Origin of the sequence: Spiribacter aquaticus (genome assembly GCF_007625215.1) — a bacterium.
Lineage (GTDB): Bacteria > Pseudomonadota > Gammaproteobacteria > Nitrococcales > Nitrococcaceae > Spiribacter > Spiribacter roseus.
In genome coordinates, this window is record NZ_VMKP01000002.1 from 1 (window position 1) to 14,174 (window position 14,174).

Annotated in this window: 19 protein-coding genes; 11 read left to right on the top strand and 8 right to left on the bottom strand. The window is 66.7% G+C overall.

All coding sequences use genetic code 11. The annotated features are described in order from the left end of the window. Positions 1-225 precede the first annotated feature (225 nt). Positions 226-804 carry a hypothetical protein gene (locus FPL11_RS03280; RefSeq protein WP_144347286.1) on the bottom strand — a complete coding sequence of 193 codons (579 nt, stop codon included), beginning with the start codon at positions 802-804 and terminating at the stop codon, positions 226-228. 93 nt (positions 805-897) lie between these two features. Here FPL11_RS03280 and FPL11_RS03285 point away from each other — a divergent pair, with 93 nt between their 5' ends. Beyond that, positions 898-1,881 (top strand): L,D-transpeptidase family protein, encoded by a 984-nt coding sequence (locus FPL11_RS03285; protein WP_235011877.1) that lies wholly within the window; start codon positions 898-900, stop codon positions 1,879-1,881. 46 nt (positions 1,882-1,927) lie between these two features. On the opposite strand, the gene FPL11_RS03290 is transcribed toward FPL11_RS03285, so the two are convergent. The 3 genes from FPL11_RS03290 to FPL11_RS03300 form a co-directional block, all read right to left on the bottom strand. Continuing rightward, positions 1,928-2,197 carry an Lpp/OprI family alanine-zipper lipoprotein gene (locus tag FPL11_RS03290; RefSeq protein WP_157809086.1) on the bottom strand — a complete coding sequence of 90 codons (270 nt, stop codon included), beginning with the start codon at positions 2,195-2,197 and terminating at the stop codon, positions 1,928-1,930. Positions 2,198-2,317: 120 nt separating this feature from the next. Next, positions 2,318-2,527: a L,D-transpeptidase family protein gene (locus tag FPL11_RS10275; protein ID WP_144347289.1), complete on the bottom strand. Its 210-nt coding sequence runs from the start codon at positions 2,525-2,527 to the stop codon at positions 2,318-2,320. A gap of 367 nt (positions 2,528-2,894) precedes the next feature. Beyond that, positions 2,895-3,122 (bottom strand): glutaredoxin family protein, encoded by a 228-nt coding sequence (locus tag FPL11_RS03300; RefSeq protein WP_246085264.1) that lies wholly within the window; start codon positions 3,120-3,122, stop codon positions 2,895-2,897. Between the two features lie 62 nt (positions 3,123-3,184). Here FPL11_RS03300 and dusA point away from each other — a divergent pair, with 62 nt between their 5' ends. After that, the gene (gene dusA / locus FPL11_RS03305) at positions 3,185-4,192 is read left to right on the top strand and encodes a tRNA dihydrouridine(20/20a) synthase DusA (RefSeq protein ID WP_144347888.1); all 1,008 of its coding nucleotides are present in this window, start codon (positions 3,185-3,187) and stop codon (positions 4,190-4,192) included. On the opposite strand, the gene FPL11_RS03310 is transcribed toward dusA, so the two are convergent. Beyond that, positions 4,128-4,976: a TatD family hydrolase gene (locus FPL11_RS03310; protein WP_186295088.1), complete on the bottom strand. Its 849-nt coding sequence runs from the start codon at positions 4,974-4,976 to the stop codon at positions 4,128-4,130. The two genes, dusA and FPL11_RS03310, sit on opposite strands and share 65 nt — an antisense overlap. Here FPL11_RS03310 and FPL11_RS03315 point away from each other — a divergent pair. From FPL11_RS03315 to fdxA, 4 genes are read left to right on the top strand one after another with little or no spacing between them, the layout of a single operon-like run. Continuing rightward, entirely contained in the window at positions 4,932-6,584 is a 1,653-nt protein-coding gene (locus tag FPL11_RS03315) for a class I adenylate-forming enzyme family protein (RefSeq protein ID WP_235013444.1), read from the top strand. The genes FPL11_RS03310 and FPL11_RS03315 overlap by 45 nt on opposite strands. After that, on the top strand, positions 6,581-7,402 hold the full coding sequence (gene thiD, locus FPL11_RS03320; RefSeq protein ID WP_144347291.1) for a bifunctional hydroxymethylpyrimidine kinase/phosphomethylpyrimidine kinase: 822 nt from the start codon (positions 6,581-6,583) through the stop codon (positions 7,400-7,402). Before FPL11_RS03315 ends, thiD begins: the two co-directional genes overlap by 4 nt. 16 nt (positions 7,403-7,418) lie before the next feature. Then, positions 7,419-7,901, top strand: a complete 483-nt coding sequence (locus FPL11_RS03325) for an Rrf2 family transcriptional regulator (protein ID WP_144347293.1) — start codon at positions 7,419-7,421, stop codon at positions 7,899-7,901. Beyond that, positions 7,898-8,221 (top strand): ferredoxin FdxA, encoded by a 324-nt coding sequence (fdxA, locus tag FPL11_RS03330; RefSeq protein WP_144347295.1) that lies wholly within the window; start codon positions 7,898-7,900, stop codon positions 8,219-8,221. The genes FPL11_RS03325 and fdxA overlap by 4 nt, the downstream gene beginning before the upstream one ends. A gap of 14 nt (positions 8,222-8,235) precedes the next feature. Here fdxA and ispG read toward each other — a convergent pair whose 3' ends face one another. Beyond that, entirely contained in the window at positions 8,236-9,477 is a 1,242-nt protein-coding gene (gene ispG, locus FPL11_RS03335) for a flavodoxin-dependent (E)-4-hydroxy-3-methylbut-2-enyl-diphosphate synthase (RefSeq protein ID WP_144347298.1), read from the bottom strand. A gap of 27 nt (positions 9,478-9,504) precedes the next feature. Between ispG and FPL11_RS03340 the strand changes: the two genes are divergently transcribed. The 3 genes from FPL11_RS03340 (at position 9,505) to FPL11_RS03350 (ending at position 11,435) form a co-directional block, all read left to right on the top strand. After that, complete coding sequence (locus FPL11_RS03340; protein ID WP_144347300.1) at positions 9,505-10,197, top strand: glutathione binding-like protein; 693 nt, start codon at positions 9,505-9,507, stop codon at positions 10,195-10,197. Continuing rightward, positions 10,194-11,018 (top strand): nucleoside triphosphate pyrophosphohydrolase, encoded by an 825-nt coding sequence (gene mazG / locus FPL11_RS03345; protein WP_144347302.1) that lies wholly within the window; start codon positions 10,194-10,196, stop codon positions 11,016-11,018. Before FPL11_RS03340 ends, mazG begins: the two co-directional genes overlap by 4 nt. A gap of 84 nt (positions 11,019-11,102) precedes the next feature. Continuing rightward, positions 11,103-11,435: a 4a-hydroxytetrahydrobiopterin dehydratase gene (locus FPL11_RS03350; RefSeq protein WP_144347304.1), complete on the top strand. Its 333-nt coding sequence runs from the start codon at positions 11,103-11,105 to the stop codon at positions 11,433-11,435. On the opposite strand, the gene moaC is transcribed toward FPL11_RS03350, so the two are convergent. Together moaC and gpmA are read right to left on the bottom strand one after the other, a co-directional pair. Next, positions 11,432-11,905, bottom strand: a complete 474-nt coding sequence (gene moaC / locus FPL11_RS03355; RefSeq protein WP_144347306.1) for a cyclic pyranopterin monophosphate synthase MoaC — start codon at positions 11,903-11,905, stop codon at positions 11,432-11,434. The genes FPL11_RS03350 and moaC overlap by 4 nt on opposite strands. Beyond that, complete coding sequence (gene gpmA / locus FPL11_RS03360; RefSeq protein WP_144347309.1) at positions 11,902-12,600, bottom strand: 2,3-diphosphoglycerate-dependent phosphoglycerate mutase; 699 nt, start codon at positions 12,598-12,600, stop codon at positions 11,902-11,904. The genes moaC and gpmA overlap by 4 nt, the downstream gene beginning before the upstream one ends. A gap of 76 nt (positions 12,601-12,676) precedes the next feature. Between gpmA and FPL11_RS03365 the strand changes: the two genes are divergently transcribed. After that, on the top strand, positions 12,677-13,162 hold the full coding sequence (locus FPL11_RS03365) for a L,D-transpeptidase (protein ID WP_110882837.1): 486 nt from the start codon (positions 12,677-12,679) through the stop codon (positions 13,160-13,162). Next, complete coding sequence (gene nagZ / locus FPL11_RS03370) at positions 13,162-14,169, top strand: beta-N-acetylhexosaminidase (RefSeq protein ID WP_144347311.1); 1,008 nt, start codon at positions 13,162-13,164, stop codon at positions 14,167-14,169. Before FPL11_RS03365 ends, nagZ begins: the two co-directional genes overlap by 1 nt. The last annotated feature ends 5 nt before the right edge of the window (positions 14,170-14,174 follow it).

Genomic DNA, 14,174 nt, shown 5'->3' on the forward strand with positions numbered 1-14,174 from the left:
AATCCCTCCCTCTCCGCCAGACATAAAACAGGGGCCATCGGCCCCTTTTTTGTGTCTGATGCAGTGCTGGGGTTCGAGACCCCCGGAGCCAAGCAGATGTGGTTCGACCAATCGCCGGTAAGCGATTGGGACGCGTCGCGAAGCGATGCGCCCGAAGGGTGAGGCCCGGAGGGCCGAATCAATCCCTCCCTCTCCGCCAGACATAAAACAGGGGTCGTCGGGTAATCAGAAGCGGTATTCGAGTCCCGCCGATACGCTCGGGGTGTAGCGAAGGCTCTCGAACATGCTGCCCAGTCCGGTCTGATCGGAAAGATTCCGGGGCGTGTCGCCCTCCACCGTGTCGGTGCCGCGGACACTTTCAAAGGCAAGCCCCATGTCCAGCGATAATCCGAAACGCTCGTCGTCGGTGAAGTTGCTGTCCCAGCCAACCCCCAGATAAGTCTGGATGTTTTCTCGCTCGATCGCGGAGAACTGCCAGCTATCCTTTGCCGGATCCTGGTCGCCGTAGCGAGCGCCGCCGCGCATGCGCAGGCCCTCGTCGCTGAATGACCAGTCCACCAGTGCCGAGAAGGCGAACTCGTCGCTGAGGGCACCGAACCCGGATGAGGCGGGGCGCTCTGATGGCGTGCCGGAGTGGGTCACGCCAAACTGGATATCGAGTCGCTCATTGAGATGCGCAGTCAGCTCCTGACCGGCCGATGGCGCCAACTGCCAGTCGACGGGTTGCGCATAGGCTGGAGCCGCCATGGCAATGCATAGCGCCAATGCTCCGAATCCCCGCATTGTCATGGACTTGCCCGTCATGTCTCCATTATCACTCAATCGTCGGGCAAAGCGAACCCCTGTAGGCCTTCTTCCTACGGTAGACTGCCACTGAATTAACTGAGGATGACCGCAATGAGGCGTGTGCGCTCAATCGTCAAGGCAGGCTGCATGCTGGGATGCCTGGTGCTCTCCCCGGCGGTCACCGGCTTGACCTTCCCGCTGCCACCGGCCGGTACCGACGTCGTTGGACAGGTCCAGCGCATCGAAGCCGAAGCCGGCGATACGCTGCTGTCGCTTGGGCGGGAACACGGCATCGGGTATGAGGAGATGCGCCGTGCCAACCCCTCGGTGGATGTCTGGCTGCCCGGTGAGGGCACCGAGGTGGTCATCCCCAGTCGCTATATTCTTCCCCGCGGTGAGCGCGACGGGGTGGTGGTGAATGTCGCCGAGATGCGTCTCTACTACTATCCTGATGCCGAAGAGGCGGAGCAGGCGGTGGTGGAAACCTATCCCATCAGTGTCGGGCGGATGGACTGGAGCACACCGCTCGGCGAATCCCGGATCACCGAGAAAACCGAAGACCCGTACTGGTTTCCGCCGCAGTCGATTCTCACCGAGCGCCGGGAGCAGGGACGTCCTCTGCCGGATGCCGTGCCGCCAGGCCCGGATAATCCGCTGGGTCGGCACAAGATGCGCCTCGACATCCCCGGCGGCGCGTATCTCATCCATGGCACCAATGAGCCGCGCGGCATCGGCATGCGTGTGACCCATGGCTGCATTCGGATGTTTCCCGAGGACGTGGAATCGCTGTTCAATCGACTGCCGTCGGGTGCCTCGGTGCGCATCGTCAATCAACCGGTGAAAGCGGGCTGGGCGGCCGACGGATTGCTCATCGAGGCCCATCCGGTCCTGCCGGCGGAGGCCGAAAACGCCTACGACCCCATGAAACCCCCGCCGATGGAAAAGGCCGTGGAGGCGATTGCCCCGGTGCTCGATCGGCGGGCTGACCGCGTTGACCATCAGCGGCTGGCGCGTGCCATTGAAACGGCCGACGGAATGCCGGCACGGATTTCGCGCCGTGACGAAGTCGCTGGCTTTAATCTGAAGCGGCCATAAAAAACCCCGCATTAGCGGGGTTTGGTTCAGTCCGTTGCGAACGGGCTTACTTGTACATCGACTCCTCGAACATGCGATCGATCTTCTCGCTGTTCTCGTCGGCCTTGCGGTTGGCGTTGGCGGCGGAGGTCTCGGCACCCTCGGCGGTCATCATGGCCGTGCTGGCCTCATCCATCGCCGTGTCGGCGAGGCCGCGGACGTCGTCGATCTCGGCCTGCAGGTCGTCAATCGAGGTCTGCGACGCACAGCCCACCAGCAGGCCCATCGATGCGGCGGCGGCACTGAGTTTGAGCATGGTCTTCAGGGTCTGGCTCATTGGAAAACTCCTTCGTTTTTGTACAGTCATCATTCCGGTCGCGACATCACCAGCGATTTCGCGCCTCGAATGTCATCCGCATGATTGCGCGCCGTTCATCGACTTTCAACCCCCGGCGATTCACTCGATGATGACGGGGGTGCCGACGCGCACCCAATCCATGAGCGTTTCGATCTGCGCATTGGTCATGGCAACGCAGCCCTGGGTCCAATTGAATGCCTGGTGCACGCGGTGATCGCCGTTACCGATTCCGTGAAAACCGATGTGCCCCCGAGCGGCCCGTCCTGGGGGAACCGCCCCATCCGCAGACCGGCATCCAGGGTGTCCCAATAGGCCTCATCGCTGATCCTGCCCCGGGCGCGGGCCCGGTCGAGATGGCGCAGTGTCGGATAGTTGATGCCGATGAAACGGTGGAAACGGCTTTCCCGGTTGAAGTGCGTGATGCGGTATTCGCCGCGGGGTGTCGTCCCATCGCCATTCAGATGCAGGTCGGATACCCCACCGCGGCCGAACGCGATCTCCTCGAGTCGCAGGATGGACTCGTCGCCGCGCCGGATCTCGGTGATCCCGTCGCGGGTATCCACGTGCACCCAGATCCCCGAATGGGGTGCGGACGAGGCACCGGCAGCACTGCACGTCACAAGACCGAAAACCAGCAACAGGGTCATGGCGCGCCGCCGTGGCCCGGGTAATGCGATCATGGGAGATACCGGTAGAGCGAGGCGGTATCGAAGGGCCACCGGAGCACACCCTCGCGGGCATCGCACGCCACCACCGGGATGGCCGTTGCGTAGGCGGCCTCGGCGGCGGGGTCGTCCATGATGTCGATGCACTCGATGCGCAGGCCACGGCGCCGGGCCACTGGATCGAGTAGCGCCAGGGCCTGGTCGCAGAGATGACAGCCAGAAGTCGTGTAAAATCGCACCAATGACATCGCGTATCCGCAATCCTGAAGTCAGTGTCGATCATAGCGCGTCGCGCCCGGCGATGCGCACTACGCCGGGTCGAGCGCTCAGCGTGGCGCCAATGATGGACTGGACTGACCCCGCCTGTCGCTACCTGCTGCGGTTGATCACGCGGCGGACGCTTCTTTACACCGAGATGGTCCCCGCCCAGGCCCTCTGGTACGGGCGTGCCGAGCGCTTTCTCAAGGGTCATCCGACTGAGGCGCCGGTCGCGCTGCAGCTCGGTGGCAGCGACCCTGCGCAGCTCGCTTACGGCGCGGCACTGGCCAGCGAGTGGGGCTATGACGAGGTCAACCTGAACGTCGGCTGCCCGAGCGACCGCGTCCAGTCAGGGCGCTTTGGCGCCTGTCTGATGCGCGAGCCGCAGTTGGTCGGTGAGCTGGTCGCCGCCATGCGCGAGGCCACGCAGCTACCCGTGACCGTCAAATCGCGGATCGGGGTCGATGACATGGATGACTACGCGGCCCTGCAGGGGTTCGTCGCCGCGATTGTCGCGGCGGGCTGTGATGGACTCACGGTGCATGCCCGAAAGGCCTGGCTGCAGGGCCTGTCGCCCAAACAGAACCGCGAAGTGCCGCCGCTGCGCTATGCCCGGGTGAGCGCGCTCAAAGACGATTTCCCGGCGCTGCCGATTGTGCTCAACGGCGGCATCCGTGACCTGGATACGGCGGTTTCGTGGCTGGACCGGCTGGATGGGGTCATGATCGGGCGCGAGGCCTACCACAATCCCTGGCTGCTGGCGGCGGCCGATGCCCGGGTTTTCGGCGAGGCGGGGACCCCACCGCCCGAACGCGAAGCGGTGGCGCGCGCCTACCGGGACTACGTCGCCCGACACTGGCGCGACGGGGTGCCGGTCACGCGCTTCACCCGTCACCTGTCGGGGCTGTTCCAGGGGCTGCCGGGGGCGCGGATCTGGCGACGGGCGCTGAGTGAGGGGGGCGCGGTGACGGGTGCCGGCCCCGAGGTCATCGATCAGGCGCTGGCGGCGCGGCATCGGGCGGTGGGTGAGACGCCGGTGTCGGCAGGCTGAAAAAGCGCCGGGCGTTCGCGCTGGTCCAGGCCGCGAGGCAGGCGGGCGACTCATCGCGAAGCGCGGCGACCGCGTCCACCACATGGGGCAGATAAGCCGGTTCATTGCGTCGTTTGACCGCCGGCTGGCGCACCGGCTTCGGCAGGAGGAAGGGCGCGTCGGTCTCGACCATCAGGCGATTGGCGGGGATCTCCGCCACCCCCTCGCGCAGGGCCGCGCCGCGTCGCTCGTCGCTGATCCAGCCGGTGATGCCGAAATGCAGATCCAGCGCGCAGCAGGCTTCGATCATGGCGACGTCACCGGTAAAGCAGTGCAGCACCGCGCCCGGCAGGGCGGAACGGTGGTCTCTCAGGATGGCGAGAAAGTCGGCCTCGGCATCGCGCTGGTGTAGAAACACCGGGCGCTGGTGATCCACCGCCAGGCGCAGCTGTGCTTCGAAGGCGGCGCGCTGGTCGGTGCGGGGTGAAAAGTCGCGGTTATAATCCAGCCCGGTCTCACCGACCGCGACCGTGGCCGGGGCATCCAGCAGCGTCGCCAGCGCCTGACTGCTGGCATGGGACCAGTCTCGGGCATGATGGGGGTGAACACCGGCGGTCGCGGCCATGAAGCCCGGGTGGCGGGCGGCCAGCGCCGTCGCGGCGCGGGACTCGTCGAGGCTGACGCCGGTGAGGACCATGCCGCTCACGCCGGCGCCGATGGCGCGCTCGATCACTGCATCGCGATCGGTATCAAAGCGGGCGTGGGTGAGGTTGACGCCGATATCAATCAGGTCACTGTACTGCATGGCCGCATTCTGCTGGAATTTCGGGTGATGATGAACATGGATGAAGGGATGGACCGTCGGCCGATGAGCTGGGTCGGCGACTGGAGTGGACGCCGCCGCGCCCTGACGCCGGAACGGACTGCGCTGATCGACCCCGGCAGTGGCCGTCGGTTGAGCTATCAGCAGCTCGACGATCGCGCCCGCCTGTGGGCACGCTGGATGCGGGATGAAGCCGGGCTGGATGGCGGCGACACCGTCGTGCTGATCACCCGCAATCGGCTCGAAGCCGTAGAGCTGTTTCTGGCGGCGGGCAAGATCGGAGTGATCATTGCCCCGGTCAGTCATCGCCTGACCGCCGGCGAGGCCACCGCGCTGGTCGACCGGCTCGACCCGGCGTGGCTGGTGGTGGACGAGGCGCTGGCCGACTTCGCCGCTACGCTGGAAGGACGGGCTCAGCAGCGTCCCTGGCTGCGCTTTGGGGCCGCCAGCGGCCCAGCCGAGCAGGCCCTGGCCCGGCAGCGCTCGGAACCCGTCAATCGCCCCCTGGCACTGGCCGACCCCTGCCTGCGCGTGCACACCGGCGGCAGCACCGGGCTGCCCAAGATCTGCGAGGTCAGTCATCGGCAGATGGTCTGGAACGCCGTGGAACTGATGGTGGCTGCGGATGGCGCGCTGGCGCAGCGCCGCGAGCTGGTGCTGTTCCCGCTTTTCCATATTGGTGGCTGGAATACGGTTCTACCCATTCTCTATGCCGGCGGCTGCGTCGTGATGCCGGATGCCTTCGATCCGCCGGCGGTCCTGCGCGCCATCGACGAGCAGCGCATCAACCATTTCGGTGCCGTCGAGGCCATGCTCCAGGCACTCGCGGCCAGTCCCGGTTTTGCCGACCACCCGCTCACTTCGCTGGAGGCCATCACCACGGCGGGCGCCGCCTGTTCGGAATCCAGCATGACGCCGTTTCTCGAGCGTGGCATCACCGTGCGCCAGTCCTACGGCCTGACCGAGGCGGGGCCCTCCAATTTCGTCAATGCCGATGGCCGCGCCGACGAGATGACCGCCACTGACCGCGCCAGTATCGGGACCGCTTTCTTTCACACCGACTACCGCATCGTCGACCCCGAGCGTCTGACGCCGGTGGCGGTGGATACACCGGGCGAGCTGCAGTTGCGCAGTCCCCACGATTTCGATGGCTACCTCGACGACCCGGCCGCCACGGCAGCGCGCTGGACCCCGGATGGCTGGATCCGCAGCGGCGATCTGGCCCGCGAGGATGCCGCGGGGCGTGTGTTCATCGTCGGTCGGATGGACAACGTCATCGTCAGTGGCGGCGAGAACATCGCGGCCGAGGAGGTCGAGAGCACTCTGCTGCAGCACCCCGCGGTCACCGCTGCGCTGGTGTTCGGCGTGCCCGATCCGCACTGGGGCGCACGGCCGGTGGCGTGGGTGACCGGTCCCGGTCGCGTGCCCACCGATGAAGTCGGTGAATGGCTGCACGGCCGGCTTGCCCGGTTCAAGCACCCGGCCCTCATCGAGGCCGTCGGTGAGCTGCCGCGGACTGGCGCCGGCAAACTCGATCGTCAGGCCGCTCGACACCAATACGACCAGCAGACCCCGGGAGCCCTTTCATGAATCCATCGCGCATCCTGATCATCGCCGGCTCGGACGCCGGTGGAGGGGCGGGCATCCAGGCCGATATCAAGACCGTCACGGCGTTGGGCGGTTATGCGATGACCGCCGTCACGGCACTGACGGCGCAGAACACCTGTGGCGTTCAGGGTGTGGTCGGTGTCGAGCCGGCCTTCATCCGCGAGCAGATCCGCTCGGTGGTATCGGATCTGGGGGTGGATTGTGTGAAAACCGGGATGCTCCACGATGCCGCCGTCATTGATGCGGTGGCCGACGAGCTGCAGCGCGGCGCGGCGCATGTCCCATGGGTCGTCGACCCGGTGATGGTGGCGCAGAGCGGTGCGCGGCTGGTGGGCGAGGGGGCCATGGCCCGCCTGCGCAGCGCGATCATGCCGCAGGCGCGGCTCATCACCCCGAATCTGCCCGAGGCGGCGGCGTTGCTGGGCAGGCCCATCGACCACGTCGGCGATATGGAAGATGCCGCGCGGGCGCTGCTGGCGTTTGGGCCCAAGGCCGTGCTGCTCAAAGGGGGGCATCTTGGCGGCGGGCAGCTGACCGATGTGCTGGCCACCGCCGATGGCTGCGAGCGCCTCGAGCATGCCCGCATCGACACCCGCAGCGACCACGGCACCGGTTGCACGCTGGCGTCGGCCATCGCCGAAGGCCTGGGTCGGGAACTCCCGCTGGCCCATGCCGTCCATCGAGGCAGGAATTACCTGCAGCGGGCCCTGGCCACTGCCACGCCGCTGGGAGCAGGGCATGGACCGGTCAATCACGCCCACACCGTGGCGGCCTTCGGGCTGACCCCAACAGGACGATAGCGGTTACCATGGCGCCATGATCAGACTCTCCGCAAAAAGCCGTTATGCCGTCAGCGCCCTGTTGCACCTGGCGGTGCACAACCAAGCGGGGGCGGTTCCGCTGGCTGAGATCTCGGTCTGCCAGGGCATTTCCATGTCCTACATTGACCAGATCTTCTGGAAACTGCGCCGGGCCGGTTTGGTTCGCGGGACACCCGGACCGGGGGGCGGTTATCGCCTGGGTCGGTCACCTGAGTCGATCGCCATGGGCGAGGTCATTACGCTGATGGACGGGCAGGGCGGCCCCCGACGGGCTACCTCGGCGCTCGATGAGCGTCTCTGGGCGGGACTGGCCGAGCGCATCGAGACCTTCCTCAATGGCATCACCCTGGCGGACTTTGCGGCCCGCCCGGACGTCCGTGAAGCGCTGCTTGACCAGTATGCGGGTGGCAGCTGGCGCTGTGACGTCTGCGGTGCGCTCTCCACGCGCCAGCAGCCCATCGGGGGGTCGCAGGCATGACCTACGTGGTCACCGAATCCTGTGTGCGTTGCCGCTACACCGACTGTGTCGAGGTCTGTCCGGTGGATTGCTTTCATGGCGGGCCGACGATGCTGGTCATCGACCCGCAGGAGTGTATCGACTGCGCGGTTTGTGTCGCGGAGTGCCCGGTGGATGCCATCTATCCGGATGATGAGGTACCCGCCGATCAGCAGGACTTCATCGCCCTCAATGCCCGCCTGGCCCAGCAGTGGCCGGTCATCAACCGTCGTGAGGAGGCGCCCGCCGACGCCGCAGACTGGGAGTCGGTGACCGACAAGCGCGACCAGATCGAGGAGTAGGCCGTCGGGCGGGCCTAGCGATCCTCCGTCGTCAGGCCGTAGCGCCGTTCGACGTAGTCCTCGACGATCTTCTTGAACTCATCGGCGATGGCGTCGCCCTTGAGCGTGACCGTCTTCTCGCCATCGATATAGACCGGCGCTACCGGTTTTTCGCCGGTGCCCGGCAGGCTGATGCCGATGTCCGCCTGACGGCTCTCGCCGGGCCCATTCACCACGCAGCCCATCACCGCCAGGCTCATCGACTCGACGCCCGGATAGCGATCGCGCCATTCGGGCATGCGATCGCGGACGTGGGTCTGGATTTCGTCGGCCAGTTCCTGGAAGTAAGTACTGGTGGTGCGGCCACAGCCCGGGCATGCCGCGACCAGCGGGGTGAAGCTGCGCAGCCCCATGGTCTGGAGGATCTCCTGGGCGACCACCACCTCCTGGGTCCGGTCGCCACCCGGCTCGGGGGTGAGCGAAATGCGGATCGTATCGCCAATACCCTGCTGCAGGAGGACGGACAGCGCGGCGGTGGATGCGACGATGCCCTTGGAGCCCATTCCCGCTTCGGTGAGGCCCAGATGCAGCGGGTAGTCGCAGCGCGCGCCCAGGTCCTGGTACACGCTGATCAGGTCCTGCACCCGACTCATCTTGCAGGAGATGATGATGGCGTCGTGGGGCAGGCCAATGGCCTCGGCCCGCTCGGCACTCTCCAGCGACGAGACCACGACTGCGTCGCGGGTGACCGTCTCCGGGGGCTTGGGCTCGGCGCGGCGGGCGTTTTCGTCCATCAGCCGCGAGAGCAGGTCCTGGTCGAGGCTGCCCCAGTTCACACCGATCCGCACCGGCCGATTCATGTCGCGCGCCAGCTCTATGATCTCGGTGAACTGCGGGTCGCGACGGCTGCCCTTGCCGACGTTGCCGGGGTTGATGCGCCACTTGCCCAGCGCTTCGCCGCAGGCGGGCACGGCGCGCAGCAGACGATGACCATTGAAGTGGAAATCGCCCACCAGGGGCACGTCGATGCCCATGTCGTCGAGCCGCTCGCGGATCCGCGGGACGGCGCGCGCGGCGTCCTCGTTGTTCACGGTGATGCGCACCAGCTCGGAACCCGCGCGTGCCAGATCCGCCACCTGGATGGCCGTACGGATCTCGTCCACCGTGTCGGTATTGGTCATGGACTGCACCACCACCGGGGCATCGCCGCCGACCGTGACGTTGCCGACCTTGACCGGCACACTGTAGCGCCTGTGATATCCGGGTATCTCGTTCATATCGCCATCATAAAGGAAGGAAACCGCATGATCGACGTCTATAGCTGGCCGACACCGAATGGTCACAAAGTCCATATCGCCCTCGAGGAGATGGGGCTCGATTACACGGTCCACGGGATCAATATCGGTCAGGGTGACCAGTTCACCGAGGACTTCCTGGCCATCAGCCCCAACAACAAGATCCCGGCCATCGTCGACGCGCAGGGCCCGGACGGCGATTCGATCTCCGTGTTTGAGTCGGGAGCGATCCTGATGTATCTGGCCGAAAAGACCGGCATGCTTTTACCGACCGAGCCAAGAGCCCGCTATAACACACTGGAATGGTTGATGTTTCAGATGGGCGGGCTGGGGCCGATGCTGGGCCAGGCCCATCACTTCCGGCAGTACGCGCCGGAGCGGATCGATTACGGCATCAACCGGTACACCCAGGAAGCCAGCCGCCTGTACGCGGTCATGGACCGCCGTCTCGCCGACCACGAGTGGCTGGCGGCGGACACCTACACCATTGCCGATATCGCGAGCTATCCGTGGATCCGCCCGCACGACAACCAGGGCCAGTCGCTGACTGACTATCCCCACCTCAAGCGCTGGTATGACGCCATCAGCGAACGCCCGGCGGTACAGCGGGGGGTGGCGGTGCTCGCCGATTCCCGGCCTGCCCAACTGGATGACGCCGCCAAGGAGCAGCTCTTCGGCGCCAGCCAGTACCAGCGACGGTGAGGGGGATCGACGCACTGCTGGCGGTCATGGCGCAGCTGCGCGACCCGGTGGCGGGCTGCCCCTGGGATCGTGAGCAGGATCTGCGCAGCCTCGTGCCGCATACCCTGGAGGAGGCCTACGAGGTGGCCGATGCCATCGAACGGGACGATCCGGCGGCGATCCCCGATGAACTGGGGGATCTGTTGTTCCAGGTGGTGTTCTGCGCCGAGATCGGCCGCGAGACGGGACGGTTCGACTTCGACTCGATTGCCCGGGGCATGACCGACAAGCTCGTCCGCCGGCACCCGCATGTCTTTGCCGGACGCCAGGAGACCACCGCCAGCGGCCAGCGTGCCACCTGGGAGGCGATCAAGGCCGATGAGCGATCCGCCCGCGCCGCGGGTGAGGCGCCTCCCGGCGCTCTGGACGATGTCCCACTGGCCCTGCCGGCGCTCACGCGCAGTCGCAAGCTCCAGTCCCGGGCGGCTCGGGTGGGCTTCGACTGGCCCGAGCCGCACCAGGTCATCGACAAGCTGCGCGAGGAGCTCGCCGAGCTGGAGGAGGCACTTGACCACCAACCCCCGGATCAGCGCCATATCCACGAGGAAATGGGTGATCTGCTCCTCGCCTGCGTCAATCTCTCGCGGCGCATCGGTGTCGATGCCGAGCAGGCCTTGCGGGATGGCAACGCCAAGTTCGAGCGCCGCTTCCGCGGGCTTGAAGCGATCCTGGCGGCGGCGGACGAGCGGCCCGAGACCGTCGGGTTTGATCGACTGGAATCGGCCTATCAGCAGGCGAAGGCGCAGGACGGGCCCGGCCCGGGTGTCGCGGACGCCGACTGAACAGGGCCCGAGCGGTTGTTGTCAGGGTTGATAGCCGGGTCGGATCCCTGATCCGCTAAACATGAGCGAAACAAAGGAGTCATCATGAGTTTGACCGAAAAACACTGCACGCCCTGTCAGGGGGGGATCGACCCCATGACCCGTGAGGCCGCCGAGCGTTATCTGGCGGATGTGCCGGGCTGGACGCTCAACGACGATGCCACCCGGATCACCCGGTTGTTCAAGACCGGTGATTTCGCCAAGGCCCAGGCGGTGGCCAATAAGGCGGGTGACGTGGCCGAGCAGGAGGACCACCACCCCAACATCCGATTCGGCTATGGCTGGTGTGAGGTCGAAATCCACACCCACGCCATCGGCGGGCTGCATGAAAACGACTTCATCTACGCCGCCAAGGTCAACGAGGCGGTCGACGGCTAACGTGACCAGTCGCCGGACCGTCCACCGCGTTTGTGGATGAGTCGGACGCCCTCGATCGTCATGCCGCGATCGAGGGCCTTGCACATGTCGTAGACCGCCAGCAGTGCGACCTGCACCGCGGTCAGTGCCTCCATTTCGACGCCGGTCGCGCCCCGCGTGGCGGTTGTGGCCTCGGCACGGACCGCCGCTGCTTCGGTGTCGACGTCAAGCGCAACTTCGACGCGCGAGAGTGACAGCGGATGGCACAGCGGTATCAGCTCCGCCGTGCGCTTGGCCGCCATGATCCCGGCGATTCGTGCGGTGGCCAGTGCATCGCCCTTGGCCAGTTCGCCCTGCTGCAGCGCGGCGAGCGCCGGAGCGGCCATCCGGATCCAACCCTCGGCGATGGCCACCCGGTCGCTGGCGGCCTTCTCGCCGATATCCACCATGTGCGCCTCACCGTGGGCGTTGAGATGAGGCAGCTCGCTCACGCCGGCGCTCTCAGCGAGTACTTGCGCGAGACGCCCAGGTCATCGTCCAGCTCGTAGACCAGCGGATCGCCGGTGGCGATTTCGACGCCGGTGATGGCCTCGTCGGAGATCCCCTCCAGGTGCTTGACCAGGGCGCGCAGGCTGTTGCCATGCGCGGCGATCAGCAGCGTCGGGTACTGCTGCAGTGCGGGTACCAGATCGCTGCGCCAGTACGGCAGCACCCGGGCGAGGGTGTCCTTGAGGGACTCGGTGGCGGGCAGTCGACTCGGATCCAGATCGGCATAGCGGGGATCGTGGCGGGGATGGCGCTCGTCGTCGACCGCCAGTGCCGGCGGTGGCGTGGCAAAGCTGCGCCGCCAGACATGCACCTGCTCATCGCCGTACTGCTCGGCGGTCTCCGCCTTATCGAGGCCGGTGAGCGCGCCGTAGTGGCGCTCATTGAGACGCCAGTCCTTGACCATCGGGATCCACAGCCGCTCGAGCACATCCAGACTCATGAAGCCGGTGCGGATGGCGCGGGTGAGCACCGAGGTATACACCGCATCAGGCAGGATCCCGGCGTCGCGCATCAAGCTGCCGGCGGCGGTGGCCTCGTCGCGGCCCTTATCGCTCAGGTCGACATCATGCCAGCCGGTGAAGCGGTTCTCGAGATTCCAGACACTCTGGCCGTGGCGCAGCAGAATGAGACGTCGCATGGTCGGTTTGCCCCCGTTCGTCGTTGTCGTTGGCCGGGTAGGGTAGCATTGCAGACAGGGCAGAGAGGGATCCGCGATGCGTGAAGGGATAGCGATTTCGTTGCCGCAGCAGCAGCTCGTGGTACAGCGTGATGGCCGTACCCGACTGACGCTGCCGGTTTCCACGGCGGCGGCCGGCGCCGATGAGCGTGAGGGCAGCGGCGGCACACCGCGGGGCTGGCATCGCATCCGGGCCATGATCGGCGCCGACGCGGCCCCGGGAAGCGTATTCGTCGGGCGGCGGCCCACCGGCGAGTGTTATAGCGAGGCGCTGCGCCGCGCCCATCCCCGGCGTGACTGGATCCTGACCCGCATCCTCTGGCTGTGCGGCGAGGAGCCCGGCCGCAATCGCGGGGGCAACGTCGACACCCAGCGCCGCCTGATCTACATCCATGGCACGCCGGATTCCGAGCCCATGGGCGTGCCGCGCTCGCACGGTTGCATCCGGCTGCACAGCGCCGCCGTGATGACCCTGTTCGATCTCTGCCGGCCCGGCATGCCGGTGTGGATCGGGGCGCAGTGATGCGCGGGCCACTGATGCTCGGCGTTGAAGGCCTGGAGTTGCTCGGTGAGGAGCGCGAGCGACTCCGCCACCCGGCGGTGGGGGGCGTCCTGCTGTTCAGCCGTAACTTTGATAACCCCGCCCAGGTTACTGATTTGACGCGCTCCATCCGTGCGCTCCGCAGCCCCCCGCTGGTCATCGCCGTTGATCAGGAGGGCGGTCGGGTACAGCGCTTTCGGGAGGGCTTGACGCCGTTGCCCGCCATCGGCCGCCTCGGTCGCGCCGCCGCGGACGCCCCGGCTCTGGCGCGCGAGACCGCCCGCGCCGCTGGCTGGGTGATGGCGGCCGAGCTCCGCGCGCTGGGTGTCGATTTCAGCTTTGCCCCGGTGCTCGATCTGGACCGGGGCGTCAGTCAGGTCATCGGCGACCGGGCCTTTGGGGCGGATCCGGCGACGGTGGCGGCCCTCGGGCTTGCCTGGCAGCGCGGTGTGCGCGCGGCGGGATCGGTGTGTGTGGGCAAGCACTTCCCCGGTCATGGTGGTACCGCGCCGGACTCCCACGAACAGACCGTCGATGACCCGCGCCCGCTGCCGGACCTGGTGCATGCCGACCTGCTGCCGTTTCGCCGCCTGATCGACAACGGACTGGCGGCGGTCATGATGGCGCATGTGCGGTTTCCGGCCTTCGACGCCGAGCCGGCGGGGTTTTCGGCGGCCTGGATCGATTACCTGCGGCGTTCGCTGGGTTTTCAGGGGGCCATTTTCACCGATGATCTCGAAATGGCGGCGGCAGCGGCCGTCGGCGACCGGCTCGAGCGGGCGCGGCGCGCCATGGCGGCCGGGTGTGACATGGTGATGTTCGGCAACGCCGGCCGGGCGATCGACCCGATCCTCGAGCGTCTGCCGCGCCCCGATCCGCTCACGGCCCTTCGCCTGGCGCGTCTGCAGGGGCGCGATGGCCCCGATCTGGCGGGTTTTCATGCCAGCGCCGAGTACCGTCAGGCACGATCGTTGCTGGCGGCCCTGTAGGGGGC